Origin of the sequence: Carnobacterium gallinarum DSM 4847 (genome assembly GCF_000744375.1) — a bacterium.
In the GTDB taxonomy this organism is placed as follows: Bacteria; Bacillota; Bacilli; order Lactobacillales; family Carnobacteriaceae; genus Carnobacterium; species Carnobacterium gallinarum.
In genome coordinates this window covers 1,901,044-1,922,122 of record NZ_JQLU01000005.1, presented here as the reverse complement: position 1 = coordinate 1,922,122, position 21,079 = coordinate 1,901,044, and the positions used below count along the sequence as shown (strand labels likewise).

General features: G+C 34.6%; 17 protein-coding genes. 2 read left to right on the top strand and 15 right to left on the bottom strand.

The window, feature by feature from the left end; all coding sequences use genetic code 11:
- Positions 1–51: 51 nt before the first annotated feature.
- Genes BR43_RS13700 through BR43_RS13690 form a run of 3 tightly spaced genes read right to left on the bottom strand, consistent with a single transcriptional unit; the run spans position 52 to position 2,857 of the window.
- Positions 52–906: a sugar phosphate isomerase/epimerase family protein gene (locus BR43_RS13700; RefSeq protein WP_034562880.1), complete on the bottom strand. Its 855-nt coding sequence runs from the start codon at positions 904–906 to the stop codon at positions 52–54.
- A complete protein-coding gene (locus BR43_RS13695; RefSeq protein WP_034562879.1) occupies positions 903–1,982 on the bottom strand; it encodes a Gfo/Idh/MocA family protein in 1,080 nt (359 codons plus the stop codon). The genes BR43_RS13700 and BR43_RS13695 overlap by 4 nt, the downstream gene beginning before the upstream one ends.
- Before the next feature lie 14 nt (positions 1,983–1,996).
- Positions 1,997–2,857, bottom strand: a complete 861-nt coding sequence (locus BR43_RS13690) for a sugar phosphate isomerase/epimerase family protein (protein ID WP_034562878.1) — start codon at positions 2,855–2,857, stop codon at positions 1,997–1,999.
- A 239-nt stretch (positions 2,858–3,096) separates the two neighbouring features.
- Here BR43_RS13690 and BR43_RS13685 point away from each other — a divergent pair, with 239 nt between their 5' ends.
- Positions 3,097–3,957 carry a helix-turn-helix transcriptional regulator gene (locus tag BR43_RS13685; RefSeq protein ID WP_084679940.1) on the top strand — a complete coding sequence of 287 codons (861 nt, stop codon included), beginning with the start codon at positions 3,097–3,099 and terminating at the stop codon, positions 3,955–3,957.
- 157 nt (positions 3,958–4,114) lie between these two features.
- On the opposite strand, the gene BR43_RS13680 is transcribed toward BR43_RS13685, so the two are convergent.
- A complete protein-coding gene (locus BR43_RS13680) occupies positions 4,115–5,005 on the bottom strand; it encodes a helix-turn-helix transcriptional regulator (RefSeq protein WP_051933972.1) in 891 nt (296 codons plus the stop codon).
- Between the two features lie 465 nt (positions 5,006–5,470).
- Complete coding sequence (locus tag BR43_RS19260) at positions 5,471–8,731, bottom strand: MucBP domain-containing protein (RefSeq protein WP_051933971.1); 3,261 nt, start codon at positions 8,729–8,731, stop codon at positions 5,471–5,473.
- Positions 8,732–9,652: 921 nt separating this feature from the next.
- Between BR43_RS19260 and BR43_RS13670 the strand changes: the two genes are divergently transcribed.
- A complete protein-coding gene (locus BR43_RS13670; protein WP_034562874.1) occupies positions 9,653–10,789 on the top strand; it encodes an NAD(P)/FAD-dependent oxidoreductase in 1,137 nt (378 codons plus the stop codon).
- A gap of 35 nt (positions 10,790–10,824) precedes the next feature.
- On the opposite strand, the gene BR43_RS13665 is transcribed toward BR43_RS13670, so the two are convergent.
- From BR43_RS13665 to mvaD, 10 genes are all read right to left on the bottom strand, one after another.
- Complete coding sequence (locus BR43_RS13665) at positions 10,825–11,604, bottom strand: sulfite exporter TauE/SafE family protein (protein WP_034562872.1); 780 nt, start codon at positions 11,602–11,604, stop codon at positions 10,825–10,827.
- Positions 11,605–12,079: 475 nt separating this feature from the next.
- Positions 12,080–13,132, bottom strand: a complete 1,053-nt coding sequence (locus tag BR43_RS13660) for an ABC transporter permease (protein WP_034562869.1) — start codon at positions 13,130–13,132, stop codon at positions 12,080–12,082.
- Positions 13,129–14,055, bottom strand: a complete 927-nt coding sequence (locus tag BR43_RS13655; protein ID WP_034562868.1) for an ABC transporter ATP-binding protein — start codon at positions 14,053–14,055, stop codon at positions 13,129–13,131. The genes BR43_RS13660 and BR43_RS13655 overlap by 4 nt, the downstream gene beginning before the upstream one ends.
- 541 nt (positions 14,056–14,596) lie before the next feature.
- Positions 14,597–15,379: an ABC transporter permease gene (locus BR43_RS13650; RefSeq protein WP_034562866.1), complete on the bottom strand. Its 783-nt coding sequence runs from the start codon at positions 15,377–15,379 to the stop codon at positions 14,597–14,599.
- Positions 15,376–16,281 (bottom strand): ABC transporter ATP-binding protein, encoded by a 906-nt coding sequence (locus tag BR43_RS13645; protein ID WP_034562864.1) that lies wholly within the window; start codon positions 16,279–16,281, stop codon positions 15,376–15,378. Before BR43_RS13645 ends, BR43_RS13650 begins: the two co-directional genes overlap by 4 nt.
- Positions 16,278–16,496 (bottom strand): PLD nuclease N-terminal domain-containing protein, encoded by a 219-nt coding sequence (locus BR43_RS13640; protein ID WP_051933970.1) that lies wholly within the window; start codon positions 16,494–16,496, stop codon positions 16,278–16,280. Before BR43_RS13640 ends, BR43_RS13645 begins: the two co-directional genes overlap by 4 nt.
- Before the next feature lie 162 nt (positions 16,497–16,658).
- Entirely contained in the window at positions 16,659–17,663 is a 1,005-nt protein-coding gene (locus tag BR43_RS13635; RefSeq protein WP_034562862.1) for an acrylyl-CoA reductase family protein, read from the bottom strand.
- 280 nt (positions 17,664–17,943) lie between these two features.
- Entirely contained in the window at positions 17,944–18,999 is a 1,056-nt protein-coding gene (gene fni, locus BR43_RS13630) for a type 2 isopentenyl-diphosphate Delta-isomerase (protein ID WP_034562861.1), read from the bottom strand.
- A 13-nt stretch (positions 19,000–19,012) separates the two neighbouring features.
- A complete protein-coding gene (locus BR43_RS13625; protein ID WP_034562859.1) occupies positions 19,013–20,089 on the bottom strand; it encodes a phosphomevalonate kinase in 1,077 nt (358 codons plus the stop codon).
- The gene (gene mvaD, locus BR43_RS13620) at positions 20,086–21,078 is read right to left on the bottom strand and encodes a diphosphomevalonate decarboxylase (RefSeq protein WP_034562857.1); all 993 of its coding nucleotides are present in this window, start codon (positions 21,076–21,078) and stop codon (positions 20,086–20,088) included. Before mvaD ends, BR43_RS13625 begins: the two co-directional genes overlap by 4 nt.
- Between the last annotated feature and the right edge of the window lies 1 nt (position 21,079).

The window sequence follows — 21,079 nt, the reverse complement described above, 5'->3', positions numbered from 1 at the left end:
CTTTCGGAGGTCACAATAATTTATTGCCATAAGTGAGATTTTTTATTTAGCTTAAGCCTTTAAATAATTTTTTAGATTTTCTAAACAAATCTTCAATGCAGGAATGTTATCTTCCATTCCTTCGAATTCAATCGCAATATCCCCTTGATAGCCAGCTGATTTTAAACTAGTTAAACATTGCTCAACAGGAACATTTCCATGTCCCACGATTGCCCCACGTAAATAATTACCTCCACGAGTTCTAAAGAAACCCGCTCCTGGATTCGCTTGACTCCCTGATTTCACATGAAAATCTTTTACATGAGCATAACCAGCTAATGGTGCTAGCCGACCAACCGCTAAAATCGGGTCTTCATCTACACAGAGAAAATTACCCATATCCACTAATAAACTAAAGTTTGGATGATTGACTGCACTATACAATTGTTCTACTCGAATGCTATCTTGCGAAAAGAAACCATGATTTTCAATCATTGTTCGAATCCCTTTGGTTGCTGCATATTCAGTTACTGCTAAACAACCTTCAACAATTATTGGCAATGCTTGTTCAAAGCTAAGTCCCACTACACCCGCAGTTGCATCATGTCGCACACTTTTGGCGCCTAATAAATTAGCAATATCAATCTGTTCTTTCACTCGTTGAATCTCTTGTGCTAAATCGCCATCACTTCCAGTTAAAAAATCTGCTCCAAAAGTGAAATTAGTTATGGGCATCTCTAAACGATCTAGTTCCGCTTTTAATTGTTTTGCATAATCTACTTGATTACTACCATCATGTGGTTGGATTTCAACAATTTCAATCCCATCAAATCCCATTTCTTTTGCTAAACTAATTAATTCAAGCTGATTGACCTTTTTTTCAATTAATAGGCGATTAAAACTATACGTGCTTACCGCGATTTTCATTTGCTAGCCAACTCCTCAATAATGACTTCATGTCCTGTTGCTGCCGATTGATAAATGGCTTCTAAAATTGCCATGATCTGCACTCCGTCTGCTGCTGGAGCCAAACAGTCTTTTTCATTGGCAATACAGTCAATGTAATGCGCAATCTCCTTATAAAACAATCCATCCATTTGCAAAGCAACTGGTTTCTTCAACTCTACGTCTGCCATATAGCCATTGATATTCGTATATAATTCTAACTCCGGATCTAATTTTGCTCCAGCTTCTGTTCCGAATAATTGTATCTTACCTTCATCCTCTTTTAAGTTCAGACTAAAACTTGCTTCAATTGAAATAACGGCTCCATTATCAAATCGAATCATGCCTGTTGCTAAATCCTCAACATCACAAATATCTTGCTCTCCTTTAGAAACCGATTGATACTCAACTGAATCTTTAATAGTCGGGCGATTCAGCAATTTTTGAAAGGTCGCTCCATAAACAGAAACCGCCTTTGGTTGTCCCATTAAATAATGCATTAAGTCAATAACGTGGACGCCTAAATCAATTAAAGGACCTCCGCCAGAACGAGATTTATCACCAAACCAGCCACCAGGATTTCCATTGCGGCGTAAATAAGTGGCCTTGCCGTAATATAGCTCTCCAAAAAAATCATCCTCAATGAATTCCTTGATTAGTTCAGCATCATTTCCAAAGCGACGAACAAATCCAATCATCAACAGTCGGTGATTCCGTTCAGCAGCTTCCTGCATTTTTATAGCGTCAGCTAAAGTAGTGGCCATTGGCTTTTCACATAAAACATGCTTTCCTGCATCTAACGCAGCAATCGCACATTCCGCATGCGCTGCATTCCAAGTACACACACTAACTGCATCAATATCCGCCTGTAGCAACAGTTCTTCTTTCGTTGCATATGTTTCTTGAATCCCATAAAGTGCTGCCATTTTGGCTAACTGTTCACTATTTATATCACAAAAAGCAACCAACTCTACCTGTTCCATTTGTTGATATGCTTTGATATGTTCATGAGCAATACCGCCTGTTCCGATAATCCCCACGCGAATCTTCTGTACCATTTGCTCTCCTCATTTCATTCTTTATTTTTAAATTGATTTTGTAAAAAAATAACGGCTTCTTGAATGTCCGTTTTTGGTTGATTTCCTACTTCACGTTCAATGGTTAAATAGCCTTCGTAGCCAATCTTATCTAAAGCTGCTAAATAATTAGGGAAATCTACGTCTCCTTGACCCAATGGTAGTTCAATAAAAGCCTTTGCTAATTTTATTTCTTTTTCAACTGCTCCATGAATTCCATAAATAATCTCAGGGTCACGATCCAATAATTTCCGCCCGTCTTTTGCATGAGTATGCACGATATATTCTTTTAAAGTATCCACAGCTATGACCGGATCATCTCCTGTTACCATTACAAAATTAGCTGGATCAAAATTCACTGCTACTCCTTTTTCTGGCAAATCATGTAAAAATCCGGCTAAAGTTTTTGCTGTTTCTGGACCTGTTTCAATGGCAAAATGTGCGCCCATTTGATTCGCATAAGTTCCTAATTCATAACAAGCTTCTTGCATAATTTTATAGCGATCGTGCGTTGGATCAGCAGGAATAACCCCTATATGAGTCGTCACAATATTCGTTCCCAATTCCTTAGCTAAATCTAAAATCCGCTTTGATTCTTCAATTAACACTGGATTACGTTTAGCATCACCAAAACCCATCATTAAATCGCCACATAACGCACTAATTTCTAATCCATGATTTTCTACTCTTTCTAAAAATGCTTTACGTTTTCCCCCTACTAAATTTTTAGGAGCTAGCTCACCGTCAGTTGCATATACCTGAATTCCTTGAGCTCCAACGTCCACCGCTAACGATAAAGCGGTATCATAATCAACTTTAAAAGATTCTAACATCACACCTATTGGATACTGTTTCATGTTTTTTCCTCCTTTATTCTAGTTATTTCTCTATCAGTGTAAAGCTTTTCAAAGTTAGATATAAGCTCAATTATTGCTAAAAAACAACTCATTCTTGCTTTTTTACAAATCTAATTTTTATTCTTTTTTAGATTAAACAAAATACTACATGGCATCCATTAATTTTATCTATTCTTTTTTCAGACAAAATAAGGTATTCTTTTAACTAAGAATAAAGCGGATTCAGAAAGGAATAAACTATGACTACAAACCTATTGTCACCAAACGAAACCATTCTCTATGAGATGTTAGATTTCCATGACAATGAACTCCCACTAATCTTCCACCTTGACACCTGTCATCAGCATATCAACGATTTTTATATCCACTGGCATGAGAGTTTAGAATTTTTGTATTGTCTTGAAGGTACTGCGCAAATCACTACAAATACGACTACTTTCCAATTAGCACCTAGCGAAGTTGCTATTATTAATTCCAATCAGCTCCACGATATTCAAGCTCTTTCAGATACGTGTACGTATTATTGTTTTATCTTAGATACGAAATTAACGGATTCTTGCGGTTTCGATATTTCTAGCTTCAATTTTCAACATCACCTTAAAGATTCTGTTCTTAACACGTTATTTGATACGATTATTCTTGAATTAGCTGACCAACAAGAACTCTATAAAAAACAAGTGAAAACCTTACTGATGGAAGTGTTAATTCACCTTTACCGGAATTATCGTTTTTCAAATAGTCTTCCCACGGATAATGCCCATAAAATCCAAATTGTAAAAGATGGCATTTCCTATATCAAACAACATTATACTCAGCCACTACCCATTGATTTAATTTGCCAAGCAATTGGTATTAGTAAATTTCATTTTTGTCGTATTTTTAAAGAGATTACGAATAAAACGGTGTTGGAATATATCAATATCCTCCGCTGCCATCAAGCTCGACAACTAATTTTAACTGGCAATTATACTATCAGCCAGTGCGCTGAAAAAATTGGCTTTCAAAACATTTCTTACTTCTCTAAATGTTATCAGAAATATATCGGCTGTCTTCCTTCAGTCACAAAAAAACAAGCGTTAACAACAAACGAGATACGTTAACTAGGTTCATAATCTAAACAAAAAACTGCTTTAAATGAAAGAATTCATCCAAAGCAGTTTTTTTATTTGTATTTATTTAAGTAAGCAGTTTACTACTGATTTTTTACTTTTAATCCAGATACATTCATCTATTTTTTCAAAATAAATAATCTCCCGATTAAAAATAGTTATATGTCTGCAAATTAAAAGCTTCAACATTCTTTTTGATAGATTCTATAACTATCGTATTTTTATTTAAAATCGCAAAAGTCGCTGCATGAAAATAAAACTCTTCGGCTTCCGATTTTTTCCCTAGTTTAACTAAATTAAAAGCCTTCTCATAAAATAATCGATCTAACTCAAAACTTGTATGATTCATTTGTTGCAATAGAATCCCTTGGCTACACAGCTCAATAGCCTTCTCATAGTTTTCAATTTGAGAGTAAAACTTAGCACTATTAAAATAAATACTCATCACATCATTACTATCCCCAATTTCTTTAAGATTTCCAACTAATTCTTCTAGTTGCTTAAGAGATTTTTCATAGTACGTATGTGCTTTATCATATTCGGAAGTAAGTACATAAGCTATCCCAACACCATTTGTAGCTAAAACATCTATCAAATCTAATTTTTTTTCTGTTTTATCTGACAAAACAAGATTAAAATAGTAATGTGCATCTACAAAATTTTCACTCCCTATTAATTCTGTTAATCCTAAGTAATAATAATATTTTTTAATTTCATACGCTGATTCAATTTTTTTAAAATCAATTTCGTTTAATAATAATTCTTTGGCTTCTATATGCTTATAAGTTGCACATAGTTGCTTTACCTGATTAAAGACTGCAGTTGTGTAGTTGATATTCATTAATGCATAATCAAACAATAAATTCTGATCAATTTCCAGTCTGTTAGAAATCGCTATCAATATTGTTAAGTTGGGAATACAACAATTATTCTCTAAATTACTAACCGTCGCTTGTGTACAAATCCCAGCTGCTAAATCACTTTGATTAATCCTTTTTGCTAAACGATTTTCTTTTATAACTTCCCCTAATGATTTCACTGTATAACTTCCCCTCATATTTTATTAAATACTATTGATTAATTGTACACTAACATGTATCATTAATATAGTAATATGTTTTTATTCTAACGAAAGGAGGTATTTTTATGATTATTGGAGATATTATTAATTTAACATTTTTCAACCAAATTAAACCATTTGGAGATATTCCTTATGGTTAAGCCTTTTAATTAAATTAAAAGGAGTAGGCTGTGGATCTTTATTCAGCCAAAAAACAAGCATAGAGGGCCTAACGTATTTCGTTAGGCCCTCTATGTTTAAATTCACTCTCTTACTTATTCTATTTAAAACTTTATTTACTAGTAGTGAACATCTTTATACATCACAATTCAACTGATCATTTTTACTTCTGCTCCAGATGCATTCATCTACTGCAATTCATTTGAAATCAACATTAAAAAATGCCATTCACTGGATTTTATTGATTACACGTTTTAACACTCATTATTGCCAAGAAAGATCTTTAAACGTGTATTCAATCGTTAAAGTTGTTCCTGTTAAAACACCTTCAGTTAGTGCTGGATTATTCGCTACTAATTGATAGTCACCCCAGATTAAACGTTCTCCTGTCACTACTGAGTAACATTCATAAGTGACTTTTGAATAAACTTTATAAGAATCACCAACCGTACTCGTTATGGTTTCATTTACAAGCGTTGTATCTTTGTTTATTTCCTCAGTCTTCATTATATTGCCATTTAAGTCATAATAGGTCACTTTATAAAAATTAGGTTTGATATATCCTCTATTTGTGGCATCAATAAAGCCCGATTGCTGTAAGGTGATCGTTGCTGCTTGAATTTGTTTGTCATAAGTGAAAATAACAACTTTATTTCCATTGGCAAATTCACCAACAGCATCCCCTTGAACTTCTTTAAACGTATAGCCATCAATTGTTTTTTGCTCTGCAGTGTAGGCATCTCCAACATTTCCAGTTAACAGGACATCTGCTGTCAGTTCATTCCCTGCTGCATCTTGATATTTTACGGTAACCGTTCCTTTTTGCACATCTTTTGTATAGACATAGGTCACTGTTTGTGCTGTTGTGGCAAAGGTTCCTGTAGCATTTCCTACGACTTCTTTAAACGTATAACCTGCAATTGTTTTTTGTTCCGTCGTATAGGCATCTCCAACATTTCCAGTTAACAGAACATCTGCTTCAAGTGCATTCCCTGCTGTATCTTGATAGCTCACTGTAACCGTTCCTTTTTGCACATCTTTGACATAGATATAAGTGACTGTTTGTGCTGTTGGAGCAAAGGTTCCAGAAGTATTTCCTACGACTTCTTTAAACGTATAGCCCGCAATCGTTTTTTGTTCTGTCGTATAAGCATCTCCAACATTTCCGGTTAACAGAACGTTGGCTTCAAGTGTATTTCCTGCTTCATCTTGGTAATTTACTGTAACCGTTCCTTTTTGCGCATCTTTTACATACACATACGTTACAGTTTGCACAGCAGGGGTAAAGGTTCCAGAAGCATTCCCAATCACTTCTTTAAACGTATAACCCGCAATTATTTTTTGTTGCGTAGTATATGCATCACCACTATTACCAATTAGTTGAACATCTTCGGCAATTGAATTTCCTGCTTCATCTTGATAGCTAGCTATAACTGTTCCTTTTTGTGTATCTTTTACATACACAAACTTCACATTTTGCATTTCTGGAGTAAAGGTTCCAGCTATATTTCCTATCGCTTCTTTAAACGTATAACCTGGAATTGTTTTTTGTTCAGCAATATAAGTTGATCCAACATTCCCTGTTAATTGAGCATCTGCCTCAAGTGTATTCCCAGCTGTATCTTGATAGCTGACAGTCACAATTCCTGTTTGAATATCTTTAATATAAACATACGTTACCGTTTGTACTTCTGGGGTAAATGTACCAGAAACATTCCCTATGACTTCTTTAAACGTATAGCCTGTAATTGTTTTTTGTTCTGTCGTGTAAAGTGTTCCAACCTTATCTGTCAAGGTTGTATCTCCGGCAATTGTATTTCCAGCTGCATCTTGATACTTCACGATAACCGTTCCTTTTTGGATATCTTTGACATAGACATACGATACTGTTTGTGCTGTTGAGGCAAATGTTCCAGAAGCATTTCCTACGACTTCTTTAAACGTATAGCCCGCAATTGTTTTTTGTTCTGTTGTATAAGCCTCACCAATGTTACCAGTTAGTTGAACATTCTCAGCAATTGTATTTCCAGCAGTATCTTGATAGTTTGCTGTGACGATTCCCTTTTGTACGTCTTTTACATAGACATACGATACCGTTTGCGCTGTTGAAGCAAATGTTCCAGAAGCATTTCCTACGACTTCTTTATACGTGTAGCCCGCAATTGTTTTTTGTTCTGTTGTATAAGCATCGCCAACATTACCTGTCAAAATTGTATCTGCGGCAATTGTTTTCCCTGCATCATCTTGATACTTCACTGTAACCGTTCCTGATTGTATGTCTTCTGAGTCTTCCGCATAGACAAATGTTACAGTTTGCGCCGTTGTTGTAAATGTACCAGAAGCATTTCCAACGACTTCTTTATCCGTGTAACCCGCAATCGTTTTTTGTTCTGCTTTATAAGTTTCTCCAACATTACCTGTCAAGGTCATATCTTCGGCAATTGTTTTCCCATCTTCATCTTGATATTTCACTGTAACCGTTCCTACTTCGACATTTTTTGTATAGGTGTAGGTGACAGTTTGTGGTGCTGCTGTATACATTCCTGAAGGAGTTCCAACGACTTCTTTAAACGTGTAACCCGCAATCGTTTTTTGTTCTGCTTTATAAGTTTCTCCAACATTACCTGTCAAGGTCATATCTTCAGCAATTGTTTTCCCATCTTCATCTTGATATTTCACTGTAACCGTTCCTATTTCGACATTTTTTGTATAAGCGTAGGTGACAGTTTGTGGTGCTGCTGTATACATTCCTGAAGGAGTTCCAACGACTTCTTTAAACGTATAACCCGCAATCGTTTTTTGTTCTGATTTATAACCTGCTCCAATAGCTCCAGCTAGTGTTGCGTCTTCAGCAATTGCTTTCCCTGTTGCGTCATCTTGATACTTCACTGTAACCGTTCCAGTATTACTATTTTGTCCATCATTTGAAGAATTGTGGATATAGCCAATGTATTTATAACCTGAAACAGTTGTATCTACTGAAAAAATGCTATTTCCTTTTGTCAATGTTTGTGTTGTAGGGTTAGGTAAAGAAGATTCCGCTGCACTAACAGTAGAAGCAACCCCAACGCCACCTGCAAGAATAAATAGTACTAACATCGTTTTCATTTGTTTTCTCTTCCAGATCAACAATCCAAAAGTTATCAGAACAAGGACAATACCTACTGTAAGAAATAATGGTTTTGTTACAGTTTCTCCAGCTTTTGGTAATTCCCCCCCAGAATTCGTTACTGAATTAGAAGTATAACTTGATTTTATTGGACTAGTTGGACTACTTACACCACTTATCGTTGAGATTTTTTGGTATACTAACTTAAAATTTTCTTTATCATATAAAATCGAAACTTTTGGTTGTTCTTTTACAATAGTTTGTTGCTCTGATTTTGATAAATCATCAAATAAAACATAATGTGTAGTTACAGTTGAATTTTCTTCAGCTGCACTTACTTTTATTATTGAAAAACTAATAAAAAAAAGAAACATAGCAACTAAAATCAATATTTTTTTTAACAGATTCCCTCTCATGTCAATTCCCCTTTTATTTATATTTAAATTTCAGTCTTGCATTATTTAAACGATTCTTTGTAAACCATCTTATCCAAACTGTACTTGTTAGTGATCATCCAATAGTGATCCATTAAAAACAATATAAACCAAAGAAAGTACAACTAAAAAACTTCCAATAAAATAACCAAAAAAACACAAAACACAAAACTTATTACCGCTTTCGTTTTAACCAGTTTAAAATTCTCTCAATAGATATAATCTACCTATCCACTCTTAATTCTTCACTGTTCCCCTTCTTTCCACAATTGACAAATTTTAATTACTGAAAATACTTAACTATGTTTTTATAAGTAAACTATACCACTAAAGATGTGTCTTTTCCAATCTTAAGCTAACTTAATTTTAATTGTTTTATTTCCAGTTAATTATAAACAATATATCGTTATATAAAATTTTAAAAAATATTGAATAATATACATTTAAAACAAAAAAAATTATTATTAAACGTTATTCAAAATACAATAAAATTTGAACTTTACTCATTTTTATTTGTTTCTAATTGTAATTTTCCACCTGCTTTTTTTAAGTTATAAACACTTTTGATTTTAGAAAATTCTATTAAAATAAGCTGATTTTTTTGTCAGTAGCTTATTTAAAATCTTCAAAAAACAGCTGAAATCTGTTTTAATTTTTATTTTATTAGACTAAAAAGATGGATTCTAAAAGAATCCATCTAGCAAGAAAATAAAAAATAAAATAACGAAAGAATACATATAATCCATTTGCAAAAATAGACTCAAGAAAATACTCCATACCAGCTAATTTTTATTGCATCTATTTTGATTAGTCTAACTATCTGTTTGATTTGGAAAGAGCTCATTCAAGCCTAGATATATGGTACAATAACAAAGAAGTTTTTAAACAGAAAGGGATAAAACTATGAAAAATCAAGAAATTGCAGTTATTGGTGCGGGTATTGTTGGCGCTACAGCCGCTTTTTATTTAAGTAAAGCGGGATATTCCGTTACTGTCTATGATGAAGGTACTGGACAAGCGACTTCAGCTGCTGCTGGCATTATTTGCCCATGGCTTTCTCAACGTCGGAATCAAGAATGGTACCGTTTGGCTTCAAACGGCGCTGCTTTTTATCCAACCTTAATGACTGATCTAGCTGAAGATATTCATCATTCTGCTATTTATCAGCAAGTTGGAGCATTAGTCTTCAAAAAAAATCCAGCAACTTTATTGAAATTAGAAAAATTAGCCTTAAAAAGGCGTGAAACGGCACCTGAAATAGGTGATTTACAGATTTTATCTGCAGAAGAAATCACTAAAAAAATCCCCTTGTTAGTAACGAAAGACTCAGCTTTATTTGCTAGTGGTGGCGCACGAATTGATGGACAATTACTGACTAAAAAGTTAATTCAAGAAGCCATTGCCCTCGGCGCTACGGTTCATTCAACTAAAGTTTCAATTGAATCTACTCCTGAACGTAACTATTTAATTAAAACTGATACTATTGAAAAAGAAGTTCAGCAAGTTATCCTAGCTGTTGGCGCTTGGCTGCCAAATCTATTGGTGCCCCTTGGTTATCAAGTAGATATTCGTCCCCAAAAAGGACAACTAGCTCATGTTCACCTGTCTAATATGAAAGATTCAGAAAATTGGCCAGTCGTTATTCCTCATGGAGAAAAAGATATTATTCCATTTGCAGATGGGCATATTTTAGTTGGGGCTACGCATGAGAATGATCAAGGTTATGATTTGACTCCTAGTCAAGTACAAATTCAAGCCATGATCCAAGAAGCTAGTGACATTGCCCCAGCCTTAAACACTGCAACGCTTGTGGAAACTAAAGTTGGAACTCGTGCATATACGTCGGATTTTGCTCCATTTTTTGGTGAAGTTCCTAATAATCCTGGTCTTTATGCTGCTAGTGGTTTAGGATCTTCCGGCTTAACTTCAGGTCCACTGCTTGGAAAAATGTTAGTGCAATTGGTTATGGGTCAAGCAACTGACTTGCCTGTTACAGACTATCCAATTGAAAAATATATAGTAAAAAAACACGATAATTAAAAAGTTATCGTGTTTTTTCAATTTAAATCTTTTCGCTAACTAAGTCGGATTCCATTCACAATATTCAATCCAATAACGACGACTACCACAAGCTGATAGACTTTTAAAACAATCTCATCTGATAAACGTCCACTTAATTTTGCACCTACAAAACCACCTAGAATGGCTGCTGGAATAACTGCAATTAGCATAGTTAAATCAAAGATTTGATATCCACTAGAAAAACCAATTGAGATTAATTTTGATAATTGAGAAAAGAAAATTGTGATAATTGAATAGACCGTTGCTTCTTTAATTGGCATACCAAAGCAAAGCATCAACAAAGCTACATTGATTGGACCACCACCGATTCCTAATAAAGTTGATAAAAAACCTAAAAATAACCCTACTGCTACATACCAAATTAAGTTCGATAAATTCCATGCCGACCAATTTTTCTTTGTATAAAGCAAAGCAAATAACAGAGATAGGATCGTCAAGATAATCTGAATCCATTGAACTGCAGATTCTTCTGGAAAATAACTTAATAATTGTTCAAATGTTCGATTTCCTATCACCCCACCAATGACAGAACCAATAGAAATCGCAAACGCCACTTGCCATTTGATTACAATTCCATTCTTAAACTGACGTAAGGTTGAAACAATTGCCATTGTAAACACTGCAACACTTGAATAAAATGAAATCGCTATTAATGAGTGCGCACCAATGGCATCCAGAACAGGTTTTATTATCACGCCACCTCCCATTCCTGATAAAGCGCCTACTGTATTCGCTAAAATAATTACAACAAAATAAATAATTCCTATTTCCATCTGTTTGCTCCTAATTTCTTATGTATTTTCATCCCTACAGAACAGTATAAACCTAATAGCCCAAAAAGTGAATTTTGTCCCACTCACACTTTTTTGGCTATTATAGCTTTACCTAGTCACTTAAATTCATACTGATTCCTAATTTTGAGGTGTTCTAATAATTGAATAAATTCATCTCGTAATGGACTGTTTTTATTTTCATTTAAACTACCTTCGTTTAAGGGAAAAAACGTTAGGGATTATGATACATCCACGAAACAAGGGCTAGATTCATCCTAAAAAATCTTTACTTTTTCATAACTAAAAAAAAATACTTTTAAAACACTATATTATTTCAAATAAGAAAACTATATCATAGATGCAAAATAGAATCCTCCCAAAAGTTAGCCTTTTGGGGGGATTACAAATACTGAATTTTCATGTGACTTGTTTTTATATAAATGAGCATTTTTCTTTAGTCACTTTATAAACTAGATTAACTTAATGCCACATCACGTTTTTTAAATATATAATCAGCAATTAAATAAAACAATCCGCTATAAACTAAGAGACCAATGGATGTTTGCAACAGACTAAGCTCACCAGGAATTGCAAAGCCTTTACCTAAATCATTTACATTTAGCAGATTGAATATCAACCATTTTAAAGGTTCCAATTTTGGAATCAGCATTGATAGAAAAACATTAATTAACGAGCTACTGAAGACAACTAACATGCCGATACCTACTGCTAATGCTTGAGAACGGAAGACAGCTGAAATCATTAAAGCTATGCTAGTGTAAACAATTAATAACAAATAATTTGTTAAGCCTAAAATAAATCCTGCTTTCAAAGCCGATGTCCCACCTGTAGAGATAGATGCAGGCAGCATAAAAGATTGAATGGGAAATAAAAGCATTCCAATAATAGCCGCGGATATCATCGTAAATACTGTCACAAATGCTGCAAATAATAAACAAACAATTAACTTAGAAAATAAGATTTGACTACGTTTATATGGTCGAATGAGCAATAGTTTAATCGTTCCACCATTGAATTCAGAAGCCACGATCATGCTGGCTACAATTACAACTACCATATTTACAACACTTAACATCCCACCCATTCCAGCAAAGAACGCACCTGCTGATTCGCCACCATTATTTGTAGTAATAGGTACAATTCCTTGTCTTAGATAGACTTCATAATAATCTAGCTCTTTTTTGGCAGAAATCAGTTCATTGGGATAGCTTTCATCACGGTTCGCCTGAACAGCTAAATAGTTATCACGACTGATTGTAGTTCTCTCTTCAAGACTAGTAATTGGTGTGTTATCATCCCTAAAACCGAAAATTGGTGTACCTTTTTCAACAAATTTTTGAACACTAACTCCATTTTCTTCTACATAATATTCATCAGAATTAAAGTTATAAGAGTACTTCATAAGCACTCCTACTAATCCTACCAATGCAAAAAGCATTACCAAATAGACAATAAAAGAACGTCTAAAAACTAACTTCCGAATTTCATTCACTACTAAATTCATCATTTTAGGCTTCCTCCTTTAGTCAACTCCAAGAAACGTTCTTCAAGTGTCGGAGTATACGGTATTACCCCATAAAAAGGAATTCCCGCTTGCACTCCATGATTAATAAAGGATGGAATTTGATCTTTTTCAATCTCAATCATTACTCGATTTTCTTCGCAAAATAGAACAGTTAACCCCATCTCAACAATTTCTTTGTGTAACAAAGGAATCTCAGCTGTTTCAATTATAAGTTGAACCATTCCCTCCTGTGTAGCAATTGCTGATTTTTTTAATTCCTCGATATGGGTTAATTTGCCATTTTCAATAATTAAAATTTTATCAGCTAACTGCTCCATTTCAGCTAGCAAATGACTGGAAATTAAAATACTTGTTCCACTTTCGACAATATCCCGCATTAATTCTCGAAAATCATGCATCCCCTTAGGATCCACACCATTTAAAGGTTCATCTAGAATCAGTAAAGCTGGATGATGTAAGATAGCTTGCGCAATCCCTAAACGTTGACGCATACCTAATGAATAGGTTTTTACTTTATCTTGAATACTCTCGGTTAATTTTACTTGCTCTACAATTCGTCGAATCGTTTCATCCGTAATCGTTTTGCGACTCATTCGTGCAAATTGTTTTAAATTCTCCCAACCACTTAAATAATTATAAAATTCAGGATTTTCAATAATTGCTCCAACTTCTTCCATACATTCCCTAAATTCCTTATCTAAATCATTATTATTAATCGTAACTGTCCCTTCACTACGAGAAATTAAACCGGTTAACATCCGAATAAGCGTTGTTTTCCCAGCACCATTAGGTCCCAATAAACCAATAATCTCTCCTTTATTAATTGTGAAACCAATAGAATCTACAATTGCTTTTCCTCCAATTTTTTTAGTCAACCCTTTAGCGACTAAAACTTCCTCACTCATCCAAACTCCTCCTTGATTTGTGATTTTAAATAACATTATAAATGCTCACTATATAAAGTTTACCGTATTCTTCAATAGAAAAAAATTGTGCCTAAGAAGTACAACGGACTCCGTCTTAAGGACTAGCAACTATTTTCTATCTTGTTAACTTATTTCTGCAAATACATTGATACTTGGATTAAGCTTACACTAAACTAGTTAAGAAATTCCAATATTTTTCCTGATTTATTTAAATAATCATTAAATTTAATCAATATTTTTCATAAGAGAGGAATAAATGTCTATCTAATTCTACTCATACAATCTAGAAAAGTCATTATTTAAAGGAATAAATAGATACACTAAAATTTAATAGCTTGGGTTAATTGCTTTTTAATACGATAGAAATAATTTTAACCTTTCAAAAAATACAAAACGCAACACTAATTTCATAATATAAATTTATTTAAATAAAAATCGTAGTTTAAAACCATCAAATGCTTACTACAGATTTAGAGCGCCAACTAAAACTAACAACTAGTTTTAGTTGGCGCTCTTCTTTTTATGACTCAATACTATATTTTTTATTTCCAATAAACCACGTAGTTCCAACTAAAACCCCCAAAAGGAAAATACATAAAACCCCAACTTGCCAAAATAAATCGTCAGCTACTTTTCCTGATAAAAGAACGTTTACAGCTTGATTGCTTAACATTGCTGGATTAAATTTATTGATCATACTATCAAAACTAGAAATAATTTTAAGACCTTGACTCACAACTAGCGAACAAACGGCAATGCCACCTTGTCCATTTAATAACGTACTAAAACAAACAATAATGCTAAACACCAAAACTATCCATAGTAAATATAGAGAAAAACTAACTACCATCGTTTTCACAGGAATTGTAGAATAATATAACAACGTGTAATAAATTGAACCTAGATAGCCTAGACCTAGTGCCAAAATAACAATACTAAACTGACCTAGATACTTGCTCCAAATATAAGTCGTTGCTGAAACAGGTCGTGTCAAAATAAAATCCAACATTCCATTGGCTTTTTCAACGTACACTACCCCCATCATACTAACAACTAAGATAATCATTCCTATTTGATCAAATTGCCCATAAGTTGAACTTAAGATACTAGCACCACTTTGTTTCACTACGTCAATCTGTAAGCCCTCTGCATTCCCCATTGATTTTAAAATCTCTGGTAAAAATTGTATCATTAATGGTTGAGTAATTCCTAATATGATAAAAACGATTGGTAACCATAGTAGCTTATAATCTCTTAAAGATTGCTTCCATTCCTTTCTAACTAGTACAATTAAATTACTCATGAACCAACCACCTCTTTCAAAAATAGCTCTTCCAAACTTTCTTTTTTCACATCAAATGTCACTAAATTCACGTGTTCCTCTATTAACATTCTTAAGACTTCCTCTTTATGTTCAAGTAATTCTTCTACTTCTATTATCCATTGTTGTGGTGTTTCATTCACCTTAGTTATCCATGATTGAGCTTTTAATTTCTCTAGTAATTCTGGGTAATATCCAACAAAACGAATCAACAATTGATTACTAACTTGTTGATTTAACAAATCTTCTGCTGATGAATCTAAGATCATTTCACCAGCTTTCATCATGAAGAAACGCTCACAAATCTCACTTGCATCACTTAAAATATGAGTCGAGAAAATAATGGCTGTCTCCTTTTTAAGCTCTTCCAAAATCGTCAAGACTTCTCTTCTTCCAATTGGATCTAATGCAGAAACCGGTTCATCCATCACCAGAAAGGCTGGCTTATGTAAAATCGCTTGCGCAATTCCTAACCGTTGCTTCATTCCTCCAGAAAACCCACCAATTTTTTGATGTTTACTATCAGATAATCCAACTTTTTCAAGTACCAATGGAATTTCCTTTGCTAATATTTCTTTAAAAATCCCAGATAATTCGCCCATAAAATATAGCGTTTCATTTGCTGTCATCCATTGAAAAAATTGCGGTGTCTGTGGTAAATAACCAATCCATTTTTTCTGTTTATCCATTTTTTTGCCATCCATGTAAACAGCACCAGTATCGGTTTCTAGTACACCCACAATCATCTTAATCAAGGTTGTTTTTCCAGCACCATTGGGACCTATCAGCGCCATACATTCATTAGAATCTAATTCAAAAGAGATATCCTTTACAACTTTCTTATTTTTAAATCCTTTGCTAACATGTTTCACTTCTATTTTCATTTATTTTTTTCCTTTCTTCCAAAAATAAAATACACTATCGGGCCAAACATGCTGACTAAAATAACGACTGCAAACCAAATCCCAACATTTTTACGTTCTTTGCGATAGCGAATTAAATCAACTAAAGCGATTAAAATTAAAATAAAATATAAAATAATAATTGGTAAAATTGCTTTAAAATCAAAATTTTCTTGAATATTCATGTGTAGATTCATTAATAGATCTCCTTTTTGTTATAGCTTAGATAGAACATCTTGTTCTATACATACTATATCACAATTTAGTTATATTTCAAGTAGAACAAAAAAAGAAAGACTCCACGAATGGCGTCTTTCTTTATCTAGATAATTCTTATGAATTTTATTTAACTGTTTTCCTTACTTAACCTTAACTACAGTTCGTCCACGCATTTCTCCATTTAAAATCTTACTAAACGCCGTTGGCAAATCCGTTAAACTAATCTCATTATCAACCATTTCAGATAAATAATGTGGTTTCATTGTTGTGGCTAAATGATTCCATAAGTTTTGACGAAGTTCCATCGGACAATCTACCGAATCAATTCCTAATAATTTAATCCCACGTAAAATAAATGGGAAAACTGTTGCATCGAATTTCACACCATTCGCATTTCCACTTAAAGCCAATCCACCGTTGTAATCAACTTGTGCCAATAACTCCGGAACTAACGCTCCACCGATAGGATCTATTACTGCTTGCCAACGCTGTTTAGCTAAAGGTCTCTTTTTCTCTAATTGAACTTCTTCCAGCGTTAAAATAGACGTTGCGCCTAATTTTGTTAAAAAACTCGCTTCTTTTTGGGCTTTTCGTGAAACAGCTGCAATTTGTTGATAACCTAATGCTTGTAACTGAGCAATCGCCATGCTGCCAACACCACCTGTTGCGCCTAAAACTAACACCTCTCCAGGATTTTCAGGATTCAATCCATTGACTTCTAATTGATGAACAGATAATGCCGCTGTGAAACCTGCTGTTCCTATAATCATGGCTTCCTTTAAACTTAATCCCGCTGGTAAATGCACTACCCATTCAGCTGGCACACGAGCAAACTCACTAAAACCACCAAAATGCCCTGTACCTAATTTGTAGCCAGTTACTAGAACTTCATCCCCCACTTTAAAATCAGAATTGCTAGATTCTTGAACAATCCCACTTAAATCAATCCCTGGAATCATTGGATAATTCCGTACAACACCACTACCTGCCTTGACAGCCAAGGCATCTTTGTAATTCACACTTGAATAATAAACCTCAATTAATACATCACCTTGAGGCAAATCATTTATTGCTAACTCCTCAAATGTAGCATGAACTTCTTCATCTTCTAATCTCGCAACTAATGCTTTAAATGTAGTCGTCATTTTTTATATGCTCCTTTAATTCTATTTTCTAATCTAACTATACGATTTATAACTAAAAAAATCTAGCATCATTTCATTCATGTGTCCTAAACATTCTTTCTTAATAAAATTAAACCACGTGGCCGATAAAGTGTTCTTAGCGAAAAAAGTATTTTTAAACAAGCTTGAACTTTATACTAAATATAACAACTCAAGTAATTGAAACATTGATTTTAGAAAACTAGTAAATCAAAACAACTTATTAAAAAAAAACAAGAAATCAGCGACTGATTTCCTGTTTTTATGAACGTTTTGCAAAATCTTGATAAGCAACTCCTCGAGCCATACACCAATCTCGAACTTCGCCACCAATAATTAAATCCGTTTTCTGTAAATCAGAAATAGTTGTTTTACCTAATAAAGTCAGAATTGTTTTAATCTGTTCTTGCCAACGAATAACTTCCGCAATCGTTGCTTCAACTCCATTTTCTAATAATAGATGTAGGAACAAGCCAGAAATACCGATTCCATTTGCACCTAAAGCTAATGCCTTAACCATATCTAAAGGATTTCGGATACCACCAGAGGCTAGCAATTGAATCGAAGCTTGAAACTCTTGAGCTTCCAATAAAGAAATAATACTCGATTGTCCCCAACTTTCAAGATATGCTAATTCCTGTGTTTGACGACGGGCATTCTCAATTGCTGCAAAATTCGTTCCACCACGACCACTAACATCCACACCTTGAACGCCGATGTTTACTAGCTGTTGAATGGTTTCACGACTCATGCCAAAGCCAACTTCTTTCACAAGAATCGGCACTTGAATTTCGTTGACCATTTTTTCAATTTCACTTAACCAATTACTGAAATCACGATCACCTTCAGGCATAATCAACTCTTGAGGAGCATTGATATGTATTTGCAAGACATTCGCTTGCAGCATATCTACAGCTTTTTTCCCTGCTTCGACTGTATTACCTGCGCCTAAATTCGCAAAAATAAGTCCATCAGGGTTATGTTTGCGAATAATTTGAAATGTATCTGTTAATTCAGGCTTCTTAATTGCTGCACTTTGAGAACCTGTCGCCATTGCCAACCCAGTTTCTCTAGCGATAATCGCTAAATCCCCATTAATTTTTTTCGTTTTTTCGCTGCCGCCAGTCATTCCATTTATATAAAAAGGACTAGTAAAATTAAGTCCTAGGAACTGAGTATCTAAGGCAACATCATTAACTTTTATTTCGGGAAAAGAGTGATGAACAAAGCGTAAATCATCATAGTCAGAGGAATTACGCCGATGAAACATCGCTTCAGCTAAATCCACATGTTGATTTTTTCGATCTTCAATTGTCATAGCAAACCCCTCCTTATTTCTTGTTGTAATGATAGACGTGTAAAGGCAAATTGGTAATTTCTTCATTTTCCCACGCTGTAATTAAAGGCAAAATCCCTTCTTTTTGTTGAAAAATAACAATTCCGCAATCTCCACCACCTGCACCAGATGACTTCGCTGCACCATGATAGGTTTCCGCTAGTTCACACAGTTTATTCAAGGCGGGTGTTTCAATTGTCACATTCGTTTTCTTGCTCATTTGTTGCAATAATTTACGATTATGGCGGATCTGCTTTTGAATCATAGGAATGTCATTCTTACCAAATGCTTCAATCATCATTTCAACACATTCTTTACTTTCTTCTAAAAATTGTTCATATGAGTATTGATCCATTTTACGTTGTTGCGTTACTTTATCTACTAAGCTTGAAGTTGATGCAGGAGATCCCGTCCAGCCAATAACTAAACGCAAATCTGCTGGCGGTACTAAAGGCTCGATAGAAAGTGACGGCCAAACTAAGGCCAATAAAGTCGTTAAGCTTTCACTCTTACATTTGTCCATTACCCATTGACGTTCAAAAGTTGTAAAAGCAATCCAACCGCCATAAACACTGGCAGCGATATCCCCACATGACCCATTTCCTTGTACTGACAAATGAGCTAACGCAGCTAATTTGAAAATTTGTTTTGGTGTTGCTTCTAATTGATAGTACTCACATAATGCCTTAACTGTAGCAACTGTTACAGCTCCACTTGAACCTAGACCATATTTTTTCCCAGTTGAATTATCTAATTCACTCGTTACTGAAAGTTCATAAAATGACAGTTCACGACCTTGTTCTGCCGCATAACGCTCTGTCAATTCCATTGCTGCCAAAATATAATGGAATGGATTTTCACGTTTATCTAAAACCAACTGTCCATCTTGACGTGTCCATAAAACCGGTAGTTCACCATATTGAAATGAACGAATACTTCCAATATCATTTCGTTGCTCTAAACGAACAGTGATAAACTGATCTACTGCGACAATAATCGCTGGAAAACCTGGTTCAACAACTGCATATTCGCCAGCAATAAATAATTTACCAGGTGCCGATGCTTCTATCATACTGTAAACGCTCCTTTTGTTAGTTGAATCGCAGGTCCCGGATAGGCAACAATCAACTGACTTTCTTCAAAAATTGTTTCAAATTTTGTTTTAATTGCTGGTAAGTCTTTTTTCTGACAAAGCACTTTCACATTCGGACCAGCATCCATTGTAAAGTAGCATAAAATACCTGATTGACGTAATTCTTGAACAATCTGCATTGCTCTCACTGTAGCAGGCTCCCAATAGGAGAATGGTGGAACTGCGCCTAACATTGTGGCATGCATTTTTAATCCATTGCTCTCAGTTACTTCACCTAAGCGTTGAAAATCGCCTTTTTTGATGGCTTCTTTTGCTACAAGTAAATCCTCAGCCGTACTTTCTAGCCAGCCTTGATAAAATGGCGAAGTTTCAACGGTACGTTTCATTCCTTCACGACTTGAAACAACTTTCTCCTTTTGATTTACAACGACAAAAAGCATCGCCAAATCTAAGTTTTCCGCTGTTTCAACCGGAACACCATGAGAATCTAAGTCATTGGTTCCCATTTGCCATTCTACAAATCCGCCATAGATACTTCTAGTTGCTGAACCTGAACCGCGACGGGCTAAGCGAGATAAGTCCACTGATGATAAATCCAAACCACTAGCTACACTGGCTGCTCCCGCCAACGCTGCAAATCCTGATGCTGACGAAGCCAAACCAGCTGCCGTTGGCACATGGTTGATACTTTCAATTAAAGCTGGAGCGTTGATTCCTGACAACTCTCGAACTAAATCTAGAAATTTACTCGTTTTTTTCGTTTCATCGACAGTTTGTCGTTTTTGATTTAGATAAAATTCATCGGATGTCAGCTGATCGTTAAACGTGACGGTAGTTTCCGTATAAAAGGCATCTAACGTTAAAGAAAGACTGCTGTTCATTGGCAAAATCAACCCATCATCCTTTTTCCCCCAGTATTTAATTAAAGCAATATTGGTATAGGCACAAGCCTTTCCTTGTTGGTTCAAT

Excerpts from the sequence above, each read along its gene's own strand:
- BR43_RS13635 (WP_034562862.1), bottom strand. The coding sequence starts at position 17,663 with ATGACGACTACATTTAAAGCATTAGTTGCGAGATTAGAAGATGAAGAA.
- BR43_RS13655 (WP_034562868.1), bottom strand. The coding sequence starts at position 14,055 with ATGAGTGAGGAAGTTTTAGTCGCTAAAGGGTTGACTAAAAAAATTGGA.
- BR43_RS13685 (WP_084679940.1), top strand. The coding sequence starts at position 3,097 with ATGACTACAAACCTATTGTCACCAAACGAAACCATTCTCTATGAGATG.
- BR43_RS13625 (WP_034562859.1), bottom strand. The coding sequence starts at position 20,089 with ATGATAGAAGCATCGGCACCTGGTAAATTATTTATTGCTGGCGAATAT.
- BR43_RS13695 (WP_034562879.1), bottom strand. The coding sequence starts at position 1,982 with ATGGTACAGAAGATTCGCGTGGGGATTATCGGAACAGGCGGTATTGCT.
- BR43_RS13640 (WP_051933970.1), bottom strand. The coding sequence starts at position 16,496 with ATGAATCTACACATGAATATTCAAGAAAATTTTGATTTTAAAGCAATT.
- BR43_RS13670 (WP_034562874.1), top strand. The coding sequence starts at position 9,653 with ATGAAAAATCAAGAAATTGCAGTTATTGGTGCGGGTATTGTTGGCGCT.
- fni (WP_034562861.1), bottom strand. The coding sequence starts at position 18,999 with ATGACAATTGAAGATCGAAAAAATCAACATGTGGATTTAGCTGAAGCG.
- BR43_RS19260 (WP_051933971.1), bottom strand. The coding sequence starts at position 8,731 with ATGAGAGGGAATCTGTTAAAAAAAATATTGATTTTAGTTGCTATGTTT.
- BR43_RS13660 (WP_034562869.1), bottom strand. The coding sequence starts at position 13,132 with ATGATGAATTTAGTAGTGAATGAAATTCGGAAGTTAGTTTTTAGACGT.
- BR43_RS13650 (WP_034562866.1), bottom strand. The coding sequence starts at position 15,379 with ATGAGTAATTTAATTGTACTAGTTAGAAAGGAATGGAAGCAATCTTTA.
- BR43_RS13665 (WP_034562872.1), bottom strand. The coding sequence starts at position 11,604 with ATGGAAATAGGAATTATTTATTTTGTTGTAATTATTTTAGCGAATACA.
- BR43_RS13690 (WP_034562878.1), bottom strand. The coding sequence starts at position 2,857 with ATGAAACAGTATCCAATAGGTGTGATGTTAGAATCTTTTAAAGTTGAT.
- BR43_RS13645 (WP_034562864.1), bottom strand. The coding sequence starts at position 16,281 with ATGAAAATAGAAGTGAAACATGTTAGCAAAGGATTTAAAAATAAGAAA.
- BR43_RS13700 (WP_034562880.1), bottom strand. The coding sequence starts at position 906 with ATGAAAATCGCGGTAAGCACGTATAGTTTTAATCGCCTATTAATTGAA.